Annotated in this window: 9 protein-coding genes; 2 read left to right on the top strand and 7 right to left on the bottom strand. The window is 73.7% G+C overall.

Annotated elements, in window-relative coordinates; all coding sequences use genetic code 11:
* Nucleotides 1–591, top strand: a 591-nt coding sequence (locus EJK15_RS71990; protein ID WP_171075216.1) for a class I SAM-dependent methyltransferase, incomplete at its 5' end; no start/stop codon positions are given.
* Complete coding sequence (locus EJK15_RS59510; RefSeq protein WP_138719238.1) at nucleotides 591–1514, top strand: NAD(P)/FAD-dependent oxidoreductase; 924 nt, start codon at nucleotides 591–593, stop codon at nucleotides 1512–1514. The genes EJK15_RS71990 and EJK15_RS59510, both read left to right, overlap by 1 nt.
* 49 nt (nucleotides 1515–1563) lie before the next feature.
* On the opposite strand, the gene EJK15_RS59505 is transcribed toward EJK15_RS59510, so the two are convergent.
* The 7 genes from EJK15_RS59505 to EJK15_RS59475 form a co-directional block, all read right to left on the bottom strand.
* A complete protein-coding gene (locus tag EJK15_RS59505) occupies nucleotides 1564–3999 on the bottom strand; it encodes a class I SAM-dependent methyltransferase (protein WP_206061919.1) in 2436 nt (811 codons plus the stop codon).
* A gap of 31 nt (nucleotides 4000–4030) precedes the next feature.
* On the bottom strand, nucleotides 4031–5482 hold the full coding sequence (locus EJK15_RS59500) for an ABC transporter ATP-binding protein (RefSeq protein WP_138719236.1): 1452 nt from the start codon (nucleotides 5480–5482) through the stop codon (nucleotides 4031–4033).
* Entirely contained in the window at nucleotides 5479–6432 is a 954-nt protein-coding gene (locus EJK15_RS59495) for an ABC transporter permease subunit (protein WP_138719235.1), read from the bottom strand. Before EJK15_RS59495 ends, EJK15_RS59500 begins: the two co-directional genes overlap by 4 nt.
* On the bottom strand, nucleotides 6429–7376 hold the full coding sequence (locus EJK15_RS59490; RefSeq protein WP_240777912.1) for an ABC transporter permease: 948 nt from the start codon (nucleotides 7374–7376) through the stop codon (nucleotides 6429–6431). Before EJK15_RS59490 ends, EJK15_RS59495 begins: the two co-directional genes overlap by 4 nt.
* Before the next feature lies 1 nt (nucleotide 7377).
* Entirely contained in the window at nucleotides 7378–8919 is a 1542-nt protein-coding gene (locus tag EJK15_RS59485) for an ABC transporter substrate-binding protein (RefSeq protein WP_138719234.1), read from the bottom strand.
* Between the two features lie 11 nt (nucleotides 8920–8930).
* Complete coding sequence (locus EJK15_RS59480) at nucleotides 8931–15581, bottom strand: type I polyketide synthase (RefSeq protein WP_138719233.1); 6651 nt, start codon at nucleotides 15579–15581, stop codon at nucleotides 8931–8933.
* The coding region (locus EJK15_RS59475) for an acyl carrier protein (RefSeq protein WP_138719232.1) at nucleotides 15578–15971 on the bottom strand (394 nt) is incomplete at its 5' end. The genes EJK15_RS59475 and EJK15_RS59480, both read right to left, overlap by 4 nt.

Here is a 15971-nt window from a genome sequence, read left to right as displayed (position 1 = left end):
GGGCACGGCACGCGGGTGATCGCGGAGGTGGTGGCCGGGGCCGAGATCGTGGCCGTCGAGCCGTCGCCGGCGTTGCGGTCCGTCCTGCTGGCTCGGGTGAGCGAGAGCCCCGAGCTGTGTAACCGGGTGACCGTGCTGCCGGAGGGCCTACTTGAGGCGGCGCTGCCACACCGGCTGGGCGCCGTCGTCGCGATGAACGTCATCGGCCACTTCGACACGGCCGGGCGACAGGCCATCTGGACCCTGCTCACCGAGCGGCTCCTCCCCGGCGGCCGGGCGGTGCTGAATCTGCAGCCGCCCGCGGAGCCGATGGCGGTGCCGGAATCCAGGTTCTCCGACGTACGCCTTGGGCGGCGCAGGTACGAAGGATGGGGGCGAGCGGAGCCCGTCGGCTCCGACCGGATCGCCTGGCACATGACCTACCGCACCTACCACGACGACCGGCTCGTCGGCGAGCTGGAGACGACCTACGACTGGTGCGTGCTGGACGAGCAGCGGCTTGAGAAGGAACTCAACGAGCACGGCCTCGTGCTTTCCCGCACTGGTCCCGCCGAGCTCGGTATGTATCGCATCGACAGAGGAGACGCGTGATGTACGAGGTGATCGTGGTCGGTGGCGGCCCGGCTGGGCTCAGTGCGGCACTGGTGCTGGGACGGCAGCGGCGCCGCGTCCTGGTGGTGGACGCCGGCCGGCCGCGTAACGCGCCGGCCGCGGAGATGCACATGTTCCTCGGCCGGGATGGCGGCTCTCCCGCGCAACTGCTGGCCGACGGCCGTGCGGAGGTCACCGCCTATCCGACTGTCGAGTTCAGGCACGGGCGCGTGAGCTCGGCGGAGGGCGAGTCCGGCCGCTTCACGCTGACCCTGAAGGACGGCGAGCGCGTGGAGGCGTCCCGGTTGGTGTTGGCGAGCGGGCTGACCGACGAACCCGTTGGTGTTCCGGGGCTCGCCGAGCGGTGGGGCAAGAGCGTGTACCACTGCCCCTTCTGCCACGGCTACGAGACGAACGGAAAGGTGCTCGCCGTCATCGGCAACGGGTTCGACGCGATGCTCGCGGCCTATGTCGCCGACCGCTACAGCGACGACGTGGTGCTGTGCACGAACGGCCCGAGCGCCCTTCCCGAACCGGTGGCCGCCGTCGTCAAGGCCCGCGGCATCCCCGTGATCGAGACGCCGCTGGCCGGCATCGACGGGGAGCTGGACGCGCTGACCTTGAGCTTCGCGGACGGGACGACGTTGGCACGTGAGGCCGTCTACCACCGGGCGCCCACCCGGCCGAACACCGACCTGGCCATCCAGCTCGGCTGCGTGCTGCTGCCCGACGGCTGCGTCGAGGTGGACGAGTACGGCAAGACCAGCGTGCTCGGTGTCTACGCGGCCGGGGACGCGGCCCATCTGAAGGCGGTGCCGGAGCCGGTGACTCTGGTGGGGCCGAGCGCGGCCGACGGGGTGCGGGCGGCGGTCTGGCTGGAGCAGGAGCTGTTCCGCGCCGGGCTACCGGTGGCGCTGGACTGATCCCATCCGGCCGGTACGGCGGGCCCCACGCGCCCGCCGTACCGGCGTGTCAGAGTCTGGCCGCGACGAACAGGTGCTGGGCGGGGGCCGCCAGCGGGGAATCGGCGCCCGGCAGCTCAAGGATCGGGAGCAGACCCGCCTCGGCCAGTTCTGCCGGAAGCTCCCTGCCCGTAAAAAACACCCGGCCCGTTCCGCCGCGGCGATCACCGACGCCGAGATCCGGTTCTCCTTCCCTGGGCGACAGCAGGAACTGCATGGTGGCGAGCACCAGGTAGTGCTCGCGGATCGCCTCGGTCACCACCACCAGCCCACCGGGGGCCAGCAATTCCCGGATCCAGCGCAGGGACTGTCCGGCGTGCCGCGCACAATGCAGGACGTTGGCGGCGATCACCACATCCACGCCACCGCGCAACGCTCCCTGGGCCACGAGGTCGGCGTTGATGTCCAGCAGGGCGTAGCGGAGCCGCTCGCCGAACCGGTCCTCGGCCGCCATCGTGAAGAATCTGGACACGTCGGTGAAGAGGTAGTCCAGCTCCGCGTCGCCGAGCCCGTCCAGCGCGGCGGCGGTGCTGCCCCCGGCGCCTGCTCCGAGCTCCACCACGCGCAAGGGCTTGGCTCGGGTGGCCGCCGCCCGCGCCACGACATGTCCCATGGCGGCGTTCAGGTAGGTGTTGCTGACGTTGTTCTGGTCCTTGCTGAGAGAGGTGAGCAGGTCCCCGTCGGGGAACAGCAGCGCCTGGGCCATGATCTCGTCGCTGAGCAGCTCAGGGAGGCGGGCGAGGGCGGTGCGGAAGAAGATTGCCATCTGTTCGGGGTAGCCGAGCGCGGCGCAGGCGCGCTCCAGGCCCGTCGCGTCGTCCTCGGCCGGAGCTTCGGCGGCGATCTCCAGCCGGCCGCCGGGGTCCCGGCGGACGAGCCCTTCAGTGCTCAGCACGTCCAGCCAGCGCCTGACGATCCATTCGTGGCGGGAGGCCACGCCGAGCGCCTGGATGATCTGCTCGGCCGTCCGCGGCTTGCCGGACGGCGCGACGCCACTGATCAGCCTGGTCAGCGCCCGTAGCGCGATCTCGTCGAAACGCCGGATGGCATGCGGGAGGTGCGCGAGCGCGGAGTCTGGCACCGGTTGCGGCGTCCGCTCCTTCGCGGCGGGAATCATGCGCGCGAGGGCGAAGCGTCCGGCCCGGTCGGCGTCCTCCGCCTCGCGTGCCACGCTGACGGCATCATGGCCAGGACCGCTGGGGATCTGCACCGTCAGTTCCTCGGGGACCGGCAGCTCCGCACGCCTGAGCTCCCGGCGGGCCACCTCGCCCAGCCGCGCACGCGCGAACGCGCCCAGCGGCTCATGCGGCCGACCCACGCCCGCCAGTGCATCGGGGGGCGTGGCGGCGGCCGCGACCGGAACCGCGACTTGCAGCCGCACGGGGTCGTCCGGGTCGAGGAGCACCACGCCTTCCGTTTCCTCCAGCGCGGCACGCAGGCTCGCTCCTGTTGGGGCCGACGTTTCGGGTGTGAGCAGGCCGTTGGGGATGCCGACCACCCGTACGGGTTGACCTTGGCGGGCCAGCGCGGCCAGTGCGGCCAGCGGGTCGGACCCGAGGCCGTCCCACAGGTGGATGGCGGCAGGCGGACTCGCCGGCGGTTCGACGTGCAGCACGGCGTCGAACCGGTACCGGGTCAGCTCGGTGCCGGCCGTGAGGGTCTTGGCGAAGAGGCTGACGGTGACCCGCCGGCTTGCGTTCGCGACCACGGCGGCCAGGGTCGCGGGGTCGAACAGCAACTCGGTGTCGGCGGCGGCACGCTGCGCGGCCCGGTCGCGCGATTCGGGTTCGAGGAGGCGGCAGTGCTCGTCGAGCAGTCCCGAGTGACGTACGTCACCGACGATCACGGTCCCTCCCGGGGCCACGAGGTCGATGGCGTCGCGGAGCACGGCCGCCAGATACTCCACGCTGGGGAAGCACTGGGTGACGGAATTGAGCAACACGCAGTCGGGCCGTTCGCCGAGGTGGCCCAGGGCGGAACGTACGGTGGTGCCGTTGATCTCGTGGGCGGCGGCCCGTACGACCTTGACGCCGGGCAGACCGAGCCCGGCCAGGCGGGCCACGACGTGCTCGGCGATGTCGGTCCCCACGTAGCCCTTGAGGTGCGGGTGGAGGCGGTGCAGCAGCATGCCGGTTCCGCAGCCGAGCTCCAGCACGCGGGAGGGCTGGTGTCGCAGGACCAGTTCGGCGGTGCGGTCGGCCCACTCGGCCATGTGGTCGGCCGGCAGCGGCCGGCCGGTGTCCGTGGCGCGCCAGCCGGACAAGTCGAGGTCGGGCCGGTGCGCGCCCTGGCCGGAGCTGTAGGTCCAGTCGTAGACCTCTCCCCAGTGCTCAAGGTGCTCCGCCACCAGCTCGCCCAGGACGGGCGGCCGTCCCGGCTCATGCCGCACCGCCAGCGCAGCGGGGTCGGCCGTGACGACGAGCCCACCGGTGCCGGTACGGTCCACACGGGCGATCCACGGGTGGGTAAGCAAGGGTTCATAGGACGTCAAGGGAAGGCCTCCGCTCATCGTGGTGTGACAGAAGGGGTTGCAAGCGGCCGCCTTCGACCCGCAGCACGCGGTCCGCGCGAGCGGCCACGGCCGGGTCGTGGGTGACCGCCATGACGGCGAGGCCGGTGTCGCGACGCAGCATGTCGATCAGGTCGAGGACCAGGCCCGCGGTACGGGCGTCCAGAGCGGCGGTGATCTCGTCGGCCAGTAGCACGGCCGGGCCTCCGGCAAGTGCCCTGGCGAGCGCGACCCGCTGGCGCTGGCCGCCGGACAACGCGGCCGGGTAGCGGTACGCGAGCTCGGCCGGCAGCCCGGCGGTGGCCAGCAGTTGGAGGGTCTCCACACGGGCCGCCCTGCGGGAGAGCCCCCGCAGCGTACGCAGGGGTCGGGCGAGTGCCGCTCCTATGGTGCGTGCCGGGTTGAGCGTGTCGAGGGGGTTCTGCCCGACCAGGGCCAGCGCCCGCAGCGCGGCGGGGCTTCGTTCGGTCACGGGCCAGGGCAGCGGTTCGCCGAGCACGGTGGCATGTCCGTGCTCGGCGGGGTGCAGCCCTGCGAGGACGCGCAGCAACGTGCTCTTCCCGGAGCCGGACGGCCCGAGCACGGCCACGGCCTCGCCTGCCGGGATCGCGAGGTTGACGCCCGTCAGCAGCGGTGCCTCACCGGGCGGCTGTGCGATGGTCACCCCGTGCGCCTGCAGCACCGGCCCGCCGCCCCGTCCCGGCTTCCCGGCCGCCTCCGGACGGGCCGGTATCCGGGATGCGATGTCGTTCCTCTCGCGGCTTTGACCTGGGTCGAGCCGTACGACGTGGTCGGCCAGTTCGCTCACCACGCGCATGTCGTGCGAGACGATGAGCGTCATCGAGCGGCCGTCACCGCGACGCCGTCGTACCAGCCGCAGCGCCAGCGCGAGCGCGGCCGGGTCCAGCGCGCTGGTGGGCTCGTCCAGCACGAGGAGCTCGGGGTCGGCCGCCAGGGCTCGGGCGAGCGCCACGCGCTGCGCCTGCCCGCCTGAGAGCTGGTGCGGGCGGCGACGGCCGATGTCGGCGGGGTCCAGGCCCACCCCGGCGAGCGCCCGTTCCGCCGCGCCGCCGTCGCGCACGGATCTGGGGAGCGCCTCGCGCACAGCGGCCCGTGCGTCCAGCAGGGGATGCAGCGCGGAGGCCGGATCCTGGACGAGGAAGCCGACGGTGCGCCGTCGCCAGGGACGCGGGGCTCGTACGGGAGCGCCGTGCCACTCGATCCGGCCAGCGGTGAGCGTCAGGCCGAAGGGCAGTGCACCCAGCACGGCCCGCAGCACGGTCGTCTTGCCGGCCCCGGACGGGCCCACCAGAGCAAGCACCTCGCCGGGGGCGATCCGCAGGTTCAGCCGGTCGACGATCAGGTTCCCCGCCTTGTCGGCAACGGTGAGCCCGCGAACGGTCAGCCCGCGCCGGCTCATGAGAGGCCGTCCCAGGTGGCGATGACATGCGAGAGTGCCGCCACGCTGCCGGCCAGGACCGCCAGGGCGACGGCGGGCGCGATCGTCGCCGCGGGGTTGAGTCCCAGGCCCTGGAGGTTCTCGCGAAGCATGGCGGCCCAGTCCGGCGCGGGCGGCGCCGGTCCGAAGCCGAGGACGTTGAGCGCGGCGGCGAGCTGCACGGCCAGCACCAGCCGCTGGCCGAGGTCCGCGCCGACCAGCCCGGCGTGCGCGGGCAGGACCTCACGCAGCAGTACGGCACCGCCGCGCTCCCCCCGGGACAGCGCCGCCTCGACGTAGCCCGCCTGCTTAGCCGCGGCCGTGGCGTCGGCGACCACGCGCAGGGTGAGCGGCGTGCCGCCGAGCACGGTGCCGACGACCACCGCCGCGGGACCCGGCCACGCCACCACCGCGAGCAGCGCGAGCAGCAGCAAGGGCAGGGCCAGCAGTAGGTCGGCGGCCCCGGCGACGGCGCGCGTGAGGTGACTACGGCTCCATCCCACCCAGAGCCCGCCGGCCACCCCGAGCGCCGAGGCCGTCAGGGTGGCGGCCAGCGAGGTCAAGGTCAAGTCCCGGCCGCCGGCCAGGACCCTGGCGAGCACGTCCCGGCCCAGCCCATCGGCGCCAAGGGGCAGTCCGGGCGCGGGACCGGTCCAGGGGGGCGCGACGATCCCGGCCGGATCGTGCCCCGCCACCGCCTCACCGCCGAGCGCGACCAGGAGTGCACCCCCGGCCACGATCCCGAAGACGAGCACGGCACCGGCACGCCGCCTGCCCAGCGGGTCGCGCGCGGCCACGTCGCGCAGCACGGCACGGTGCCTCACCAACAGGCCGCGCGTGGCCACGCCGCCCTGCGCGGCACGGCCCTTCGGGATCGACCCGTCCGCCGCGCCGCCCGAGCGCTTCGAGACCGAGCCGTTCGCACGCTTCATGGGCGGGCCGCCTTCGGGTGGCGGCGGAGTGTGGCCGCGTCGGCGGCGAGGAGGCCGGCCACCACGACGGCCGCGGCCAGCAGGGCGACGCTCTGCACGACCGGCACGTCCCTCGTCGAGATGGCCGTGACCAGCAGCTCCCCCAGCCCGGCCAGGCCGAACAAGGTCTCTGCCACGGCGGTGCCCGAGACCAGCCCGCCGAGGATGACCGCGAGCAGGCGGGTGGCGGGCGCCGCGAGCATCGGCAGCACGTACCGGAACCCGATCGCGGCCGGTGACAAGCCGCGCAGTTCGGCGTCACGTACGTAGGGCTGGGCCACCACGTCCGCGATCGCCCCGCGAAGCAGGGCGGCGCCGTACGCGGCGATCGGCAGCGCGAGCGTGAGCACGGGAAGCACCAGCAGGTCGGGCCTGTGCCAGGGAGGCTCTCCGGCGGGCAGCATCGAGACCGGGGGGAACAGTCCCCAGGCCGCCGACAACCAGGCGACCAGCGCCGCGGCCACCACGGCCTGCGGAAGGGCCGCACCCGCCACGATCAGCGTGTTCACCACGGGCCGCAGCCACCGGGGCCCGCGCACAGCGGCCCAGGCCAGGGCCGCCGTGAGCGGGACGCTCACCGCCAGCGCGGCCACGGCCAACGTGAGCGTCACGCCGACCCGCTCCGCGACCAACTCGACGACCGGCCGCCCGGTGATGAGCGAGACCCCCGGCTCGCCGGTCAGCACCCCCGACAGCCAGTTCAGATAGCGGACGTGCAGGGGACGATCCAGCCCCTGTTCCGCCCGCAACCGGGCAAGCTCCTCCGCGCCGGCGCGGCCACCGCTCAGGACGTCGGCTGCGTCCCCCGGCAGCGCCGCCGTGCACAGGAAGATCACTGCGGAGGCGGCGGCCAGCAGCAGCACGCTCCTGACCAGCGCACCGGCCGGCCACGGCACCTGGCGCACGTCAGCCGTCCAGGCTCACCTGGTCGATGAACGCCGAGGCGAATCCGATCCCCTCGGGCACGCCGCTCAGCCCGGCCTTGGCCAGGTCGAGCCGGTCGCTGAGCGCCCAGATCGCATATCCACCCTGGTCGCGGAGCCGGGCCTGTAGATCGCCGAGGAGGGGGCGCCGCTTGGCGTCGTCCGGCTCGGCCAGGGCCTTGTCGAGGTCCGCCGACCAGGCGGGGTCCTTCCACGCCGTCTCGTTGGTGGGGGAACCGGGCGTGAGCGTCACCCTGACCACGTCGAGGAACGGGATGCCGCCCAGGTAGCTGAGGTAGAAGGGCTTGCGCGCGTAGACCGCGGAGAAGTAGGTGTCCGGCGGCTCCACTGCCACCTTCACCCGCATCCCGATCTCGGCGAGCTGCTGGGAGATCAGCGTGGCGGCGCTGTCCATGCCCGGGTAGGCGGTGGTGGTGTGCAGCGTGAGGTCGACGCCGCCGGCGAGGCCGACGTCGGACATCAGCTTCTTGGCGCGGGCGAGGTCGCGGGCGCGCTGCGGCAGGTTCGCCGGGCTGGTCGGGTCCTTGGGGGTGATGAGGTCGTTGCCGATCTCGCCGTAGCCGAGGAAGGCGGTGTCCAGGAGTTGCTTGCGGTCGAGGGCGAGCCGTACGGCCTCACGCACCCGGCGGTCGTCGAAGGGCTTGGTGTCCATGCGCATGACCAGCGGGTACAGGGTGGCGCCCGGACGGCGGAGCAGGCGTACCGCGCTGTTGCCCTCTTGCTGCTTCGCCAGCGTGGCGGGCACTCCCCCGGCCAGGTCGACCTGGCCTGACAGCAGTGCTTGGGCGCGGGCCTGCGGGTCGGGTACGGCACGTACCTCGATGACCTTGGCCGGGGGCTCGGGGCCCCACCAGTCGTCGTTGCGGTCGTACACCACGGCTTGCGCTCCGCCCTTGCCGGTCGGGCGGAACGGGCCGGAGCCGGGTACCGGCTTGGTGAAGTCGTCGCTGCCGTCTGGCACGACGAAGGTCGCGCCTTCCAGTGCCTTGCCGACCTCGGCGTACGGCTTCTTGGTCGCCAGCTCGAAGGTGGTGTCGTCGATCACCTTGGAGGCGTCGAGGTCGAACATGCTCATGCGGCCGAAGTTCTCCGCTGCCTTCTTGCCCATCCGGCGCAGCGAGAACAGCGCGTCGGCCGCCTTGACCTGACGGCCGTCGGAGAACTTCGCGTCGCCGCGGATGGTGATCCGCCACTTGGTCAGGGTGGCGTCGGGCCGCCACGCGGTCGCCAAGCGCGGCTTGGTGGAGCCGTCGGCGCCCGGAACGGTGAGAACGTCGTAGGTCAGGGCCATCCTCACCACGTCGCTCTCGCCGGGCAGCAGGCCGTGCGGGTCGGTGACCGCATTAGAGGGCGAGCCGGGCGCGGCGTAGCGTACGGTGCCGGTGCCGACAGGCTGCGAGGCGGTGGTGGCCGGTGCGGCGCTGGGCGCGGTGCCGGAGCAGCCCGCCAGGAGGGCGACCGCGGTGACGACCGCCGCTGACTGGCGGCGGAGCTGGGAATGCATGGCAGCCTTTCTCAAAGTCGCGCCAGCGCCCTGTCGAGCGCGGCGTTGATCAGCCGGGCCACGGCCGGCAGCACCGGAGGGTGCAGCAGGCCGTAGTGGTGGGCGTCGACTCCGGTGGCCTCCACGGGCCCGGCCAGGTAGCGTCCCCAGCCGAGGTCGGGGCGGCCCGGCGGGGTGTCGTCGACGCCCATCCCTATGCCGGAGTTGCGGGGCGACGGCCGGTCTGCCCGGATCAGCAGCGTGGCCGTGTCCGGGTCGGCCAGGTGCCGCGGGGTGTGGGCGGCCAGCGCCCTCAGGTGCCTGGCGAACACGGACAGCCGCCCCGCCAGGTCCTCGCCGCGGCCCAGCAGCCGGTGCTCGCGCAACCGGTCGGCGACCGCGGTCATGCGCCCTTCTTCTGGTACGTCACCGATGGTCAGGTCGATGCCGAGGTACGCCTCCAGGGCGTGCAGGTGCCGTACCGTCACCTCCCATGCGATCTCGGTGGCATCGCCGCCGGGCACCTCGCGGATCAGGGCGGGATCGTTGGAGTCGAGCAGCACCAGCAGCGCGGCGTGGCGGCCGCCTGAGTGGAGCTGCCCGGCCATTTCCTGGGCCACGGTGCCGCCCATCGACCAGCCGCCCAGCAACCAAGGGCCTGCTCCGGCGCCACCGAAGGCGTCGATCGCTCGCACGTATTGCTCGGCGATGCCCTCGACGGTCTCGGGTCCTGGCCCGGAGGCTCCCGCCAGCTCGGGGTCGGCCAGCGCCACGACGTCCACGCGGGGATCCAGCAGCCGGGACAGCTCGGCGTAGCACAGCACGTCACCGCCGGAAGGGTGGGCGAGATACAACGTGGGGCGGGCCGGTCCGCCCGCCTCGGCACGCAGCGGCAACACGATGTCCCGCACCGGACCGGCCTGGATCACCGCTCGCGGACGCGGCGCGGCTTGGCGCGAGGACGTTCCGGCATCGTCTGAAGGCGGTGCCGTCTGTTGCGGGGACGTTCCTCCATCGCCTGGCGGAGGTGCGGCTTCTGGGACGGCCTTCCATGGCTCGGGCCGGATCCAGGCGTCGGACGACCCGGCCAGTTCGTGCACCCGTGCCACGTGCTCGGCGATCGCCGCCTCCAGCTCGTCGCCGGGCAGGACACCCTCCAGCGTGTCCCACTGCAGCCGCAACTCGCCGTCGTGTTCGAGCACCTGGTGGTCGAGCCAGGTCTGCGGCGTCTGCGAGACCGCGTACACCTGCTCGCCGGCCCACTCCAGGCGGCCGCCGCCTTCGACCATGTCGGTGACGCCGAGCGCGCTGGTGAACACCACGGGCACTGGCCGCACCTCGCCCGTCCTGGCGGCTTGCTCGGCGAGCACGTCCAGCGCGGGGAAGCCACGATGGTCCAGGTCGTCGAACATCCGCGCCTGGGTGGCGGCGGCCCGGTCGGCGAAGGTGCCGGCGGGCTCGGCGGGGACCTCGTGCAGCAGCAGGGAGGTGAAGTCGCCGACGACGCGGTTGACGTGCGGGTGGATGGGCGGGCGGTCGAAGAGGGTCAGCGTCACGCAGAATCCCGCCGCCCTCGCCCAGCGGGCCAGCACGTCGGTGTAGACGGTCAGCAGCACCGCCGCCGGCGTGACCCGGTGCCGCGCGGCGGCCGCTCGCAGTGCGGCCCACTCCTCGCGGCCCAGCCGTGCGGCGCGCCGGACGAACGTGGGGGGCGTGCCGTCTGGATCGCGGACCGGCAGGCGGGGCGGGCCCGGAAGCGTGTCGAGCCGTTCGCGCCAGTAGTGCGCGGCGCGGTCGTCGCGCCGCCGCTCCAAGGCGGCCGCGCAAGCCGCCGGGTGCAGGTCCAGCGGCGGCAGCGAGGCGCCGGGGTCCTTGTAGAGGGTGTGCAGCTCGGACTCGATGATCCACCAGCTGGCGGCGTCGCAGATGAGCACGTCGACCCCGATGAACAGCCTGACCACGTCTCCGGGCAGCCGCGCCGCTTGGATCTGCGCCAGCGGCCAGCGGTCGGGCGGGCCGGGTTTGGTGGACAACCGTTCCCGCAGGACCGCCAGACGTTCGGCCCTGCGTTCCTCCGTCGTCGAGGTCAGGTCGTGCGCCCGGATGCGGTAACGCGGCAGGTTGTCCAGGACGCGGAGTCGTCCTTCGGGTGTGGCCACGGCGCGGAGCATGGGATGCCGGGTCACGACCTGGTTCCACGCCTCCTCGAAGCGGTCGAGGTCCAGGCCGTGGCAGTCGTACTCGAGGAAGAAGTGGCAGGGCAGATCCCCCCACCGGTAGCCCCCGTCCCGCCCGATCCAGTAGGCGTGCTGGACCCGTGTCATCGCGAAGGTGCCGTCGCCGTCGACGGCGTCCTCCTCCGGTGTGATCACCGGGACCGGGTACGGCTGCGAGCGCGCCGACTCGATCAGCTTGGCGATGCCCGCCACAGTGGGCGAGGCCAGCAGATCACGCATGCCGAGCTGGACCCCGAACCGCTCGCCGAGTGCCGCCAGCATCCGTACGCCCAGCAGGGAGTGCCCGCCGAGCACGAAGAAGGCGGCGTCGGGATCGGTCACGGGGACGCCGAACAGCTCCGACCACAGCTCGGCCACCGCCTGCTCGGCCGGGGACAGGCGTGCCATGTCGCCGGTGGTCACGACCTGCCTGGGCTTTCCTGCCGCGGCGATCCGCGGATTGAGATCGGTCGCGGCGACCGACACGATCGGCGGCAACGTGCCGGACTCCCGGGCGGCCAGCAGCCGGTCCAGCGCCCTGGTGCCGGTGGCCGAGTCGAGCGCGTCGGCCAGGACGACAGTGGCCTCGGCGCCGTCCTCGGCCACCCGCCAGCCGTCCCAGACCGCGCTGACCCACCGGGTGGGGCCGGGCGCCGCCAAGCCCAGCGCGTCCATCGCGGCGTTGGCCGCCGCGTAGGGGCCCATGCCGACGCCGCCGACCAGTGTGGTCACCGAGGACATGAGGAGGACCGTCCGTGGGCGGCGCTCCTCGGGCAGCGCGGCGATCGCGTCCCTGAGCGCGATCGCTCCCCCGGCCTTGGTCTGCACATGCTCGGCGGCCTGCCCAGGTTCCAGTGAACGCAGCGGGTCCAGCCGGGCCCCCGCGACCACGCCTGCCGCGTGTACGACGAGCTCGATCGGCCCGTCGGCGGAGAGCTCCTCGATCAGGCGCGAGGTGGCGGCGGCATCTGCGGCGTCGCAAACCCGCACGTCCACACCGGCCTCGTCGAGCGCCGTCCTGCGGCGGGCAGCCGAACGCGAGGTGACGACCACCCGATGCCCGCGCCCGGCCAGGTGCCGTGCGAACAACTGCCCCACCGCCCCCAGCCCACCGCTGATCAGCACCGTGCCAGGCGAAGAACCCACCGATACCGCACCTCGAGCTGCGGCCTCACCCTCCCCGCCGCTCCGAACCGTGTCCGTCGGCGTGGCACTCCTTCCTGTGCTGGCCGGGGTCCACGGCGCCAAGCGGCGGCGCCACCTGGTCACACCCCGTAGGGCGGTTTCCGCCGCTGTCTCCTCCCCGCTCACGAGGGCGCCGAACTCACGCAGCACGGCACGCGCCTCAGCGGCGGGGTCGGCCGGCGCGCCCAGGTCGAGCGTGGCCCACCGCAACCCGGGCTGCTCCTGGCCCAGGACGCGGGGAAGCACGCGGACGGCCGCCTGGTCCGGGTCGGGCGGCGGATCACCGCCCACCTGATCGCCATGCCGCGTGACCAGCAGCAGGACCGGCGGCTCGGCCTGCGCGGCCGCCAGGGCCGCGGCCTCACCGAACGCGAGCACTGCGGCGCAGATCGCATCGGCGCCGTCTACGGAGCCCTCGTGCGCCCCGGCGTCCTGCTCGGCAGCCGGGACATCGCCGTTCCCCGCGGCCACCACGATGAGCCCCGCCAAAGGCTCTCCGGAAGTCGGGCGGTCGGTCGTTCCCAGCCGGGAACGCAGCTGGTCCGCCGGTGCACCGGTCCCGATCACCGCCCAGCGGCCGTCCGGAACCGGGGCCGGTTCGTTGGGGAGGACCTGGTTCCAGACGGGAACCTGCAGCGGCTCCTCGGCATCGACCTCCAGCGACGTGCCCGAGGCCGGAGGGTCTATCCAGAGGCGGCGGCGCTGGAAGGCGTACCCGGGGGCATGCACCCGCCGCCTTCCCTGCTCCGGCAGCGCGGCCAGGTCCACGGGCAGGCCGTGGGCCCACAGCGTTCCCGCCGTCTGCCGTACGCTCGCGGACTCCGGCTTGTCCGGCAGGAGCGTGGTCAAGACCGACCGCAGACCGGGCAGGGCGTTCCGGCGGGCCAGGGCGGACAGGGCGGCTCCTGGGCCGACCTCCACGAAGAGGGTGTCACCTTCGGAATCGACCGCCGCGCGCAGCGCCTGCGCGAACCGCACCGGCTGGCGGAGCTGCCGCGTCCAGTGGCCGGGCTCGGTCAGCTCGGCGCCGATCGAGGCGCCGGTGACCGTGCTGTACACGGGCAGGCCCAGGACACCGCCGGTCAGCCCGGCCAATGCCGCGCCCAGGCGAGGCAGCTCCGGCTCCATCAGCCGGGAGTGCATCGCGGCGTCCACCCGCAACCTCGTACCGGGGATGCGACGTTCGCGCAGCTCGTCCGCCAGCCGGTCGATGGCCGCGGCGGGCCCGGACACCACACAGGCGGCTGGGGCGTTGACGGCGGCTACGTCAAGCTCGGGATGGCGCGACAGCAGCTCGCGCACCTCGTCCTCGTCGAGCGGCACGGCGAGCATGGCACCGCCGCCGGCGGCTCTGGCGGCAGCGGCGCACCGGGCGGCGACCAGCTTGACCGCCTCGGGAAGGGGCAGAGCGCCGGCCACCGCTGCGGCCGTGCACTCCCCCAGGCTGTGCCCGACGACGGCGTCGGGCCGGATGCCCCATGACGCCAGCAGCCGCGCGACCCCGTACGACACGGCGAAGATCGCCGGCAACCCGAAGGCGACGTCGCGGACGCGCTCCTCGGCGATCCCCGGGTCCATGGCGTCGCGGACGTCGGCGTCCAGCAGCGGGCGCAGCAGTTCCGCGCACTCGTCGACGGCCTGGGCGAAGACCGGCTCGTCGCGGTAGAGACCGGCGCCCATGCCCGGATAGGCGCTGCCTGCGCCGGGGAAGGCGTACACCACACGCGGACCGGTTGCTTCGACCGGCGTCGCCGCGGCCAGCCCGGCCCTGCCCACGCCGGCCACCCGGTAGGCGAGCGCGGAACGGCCCACCGCCAGTGTGTAGGCCAGATCGGCCTCGTCGGGCTGGGCTCGGGACGCCAGGGCCCGGGCGGTGGCGGCCGCCGCCTCAGCGGTGGCGGCCGAGACGGCCAGCAGCTGGGGCCTGGGGTCGGCGGGGACAGGCGGGCGATGCGGAGGCGGCCCCAGCACGGCGTGACAGTTGGTGCCGCCGATGCCGAACGAGCTGACCCCGGCCAGCGAAGGGGTGTCCCAGTCGCGGGTCTCGGCGATCACCTCGAACGGCGATACCTCCAGCCCGAGCAGCGGGTTGAGCGGATGGGCATGCAGCGACGCGGGCAGCACCCGGTGGTGTACGGCCAGGACGGCCTTGATGAACGAGGCGATGCCGGCGGCCGAGTTCGCGTGGCCGATGTTGCCCTTCACCGAGCCGAGCCCGCACCACGCCGGGCCGGTGTCCCCGAAGACCCGCCGCAACGCGGCCACCTCGATGGGGTCGCCCAGCGCGGTGGCGGTGCCATGCGCCTCGATGAGCCCGATCTCGCGCGGCGACGCACCGGCGACCGCGAGCGCCTCGGCCACAGCCCGAGCCTGGCCGCGCAGGGACGGCGCGGTGAACCCGGCCTTGTCGGCCCCGTCGTTGTTCACCGCCGAGCCGTGCAGCACGGCGAGCACCGGGTCACGATCGGCGAGGGCGTCGTCCAGGCGGCGCAGCACCACCACCCCCACGCCCTGGCTGTAGACGATGCCGGTGCCGTCCGCACTGAACGGCCTGATCGTCCCGTCCGTCGCGTACACGCCACCGGCGACGTGCACGTACCCCTGACCCTGCGGCACGATCAGCGACACCCCACCGGCGAGAGCGGTGTCGCATTCGCCGGACAGCAGCGACTGCGCGGCCAGGTGCACGGCAACCAGCGAGGTCGAGCAGCTGGTCGCCACCGCGACCGCCGGGCCGGTGAGGTTGAGCCGGTAGGCCGTCTGCAGCGGCAGGTAGTCGGGCTGGGTGGAGATCGCGGTCTGCAGGCTGCCGAGCGGGTCGCGCCCCGCGCCGGTCGGGTCCCACCGGCCGGCGAGGTTGCTCGCCAGGTACGCGCTCTGCATGGCGCCGGCGAAGACGCCGACCGCGCCGGCCCCGCGTCCGCCGCCGTGGCCGGCGTGCTCCAGAGCGTGCCAGGCGCATTCGAGGAAGAGACGTTGCTGCGGGTCGAGCAGGGCCGCCTCGGCGTCGCTGAACCCGAACGGCTCCGGGTCGAAGTCCGCCTGGCCCTCGATGAGCCCGCCGACCGGGACGAACCCCGGGTGCGCCCGCAGCCTCCCCGGCACGCCGCGAGCGGCCAGCTCGTCGTCGGTGAACCTGGTCAGCCCTTCGCGGCCGTCCCGCAGCAGCTCCCAGTACGCCTCGGCGTCCGGCGCCTCGGGAAAGCGGCAGGCCAGGCCGACAACGGCGATCGGCCCGGATGCGCCGGGATCGGCGGCGACCGGGGTCGGCACGGCGCTCATCCGGCGAGCTCCGCGGCACGCGCCCGGGCCGCCCTGCGAGCGGCGGCCCGCCGAGAGGCGGGTTCGGCCTCGGCTGCCGGTGGCGGGCCTTCCTCAGGTGTCGGGGTGGCCGGGGCGGTGTTGCCGGACGCCTCCCTGCGGGCGGTGATGAAGGTCGCCAGCTCCCGGACCGTGGGCCGGCCGAACATGTCCACCACCGTCAGCCCTTCGTCCAGCTCGGCACGCAGCGCGCGGTGAGCGAGCACGACGGTCAGGGACGACGCACCCAGCCGGAAGAATGGCGTGGTGACATCGACCGGCGTCTTGAGCAGCTCGCTGAAAACCCTGGCCACCGCCCGCTCCACCTGTGGATCCGGCCCCGCGGCCGGCGTGGCGGGGGCGGGGAGGGGC

The sequence above is a fragment of the Nonomuraea basaltis genome (genome assembly GCF_005893125.1).
Taxonomy (GTDB): Bacteria; Actinomycetota; Actinomycetes; order Streptosporangiales; family Streptosporangiaceae; genus Nonomuraea; species Nonomuraea basaltis.
This window is presented reverse-complemented; position numbering and strand designations above follow the sequence as displayed.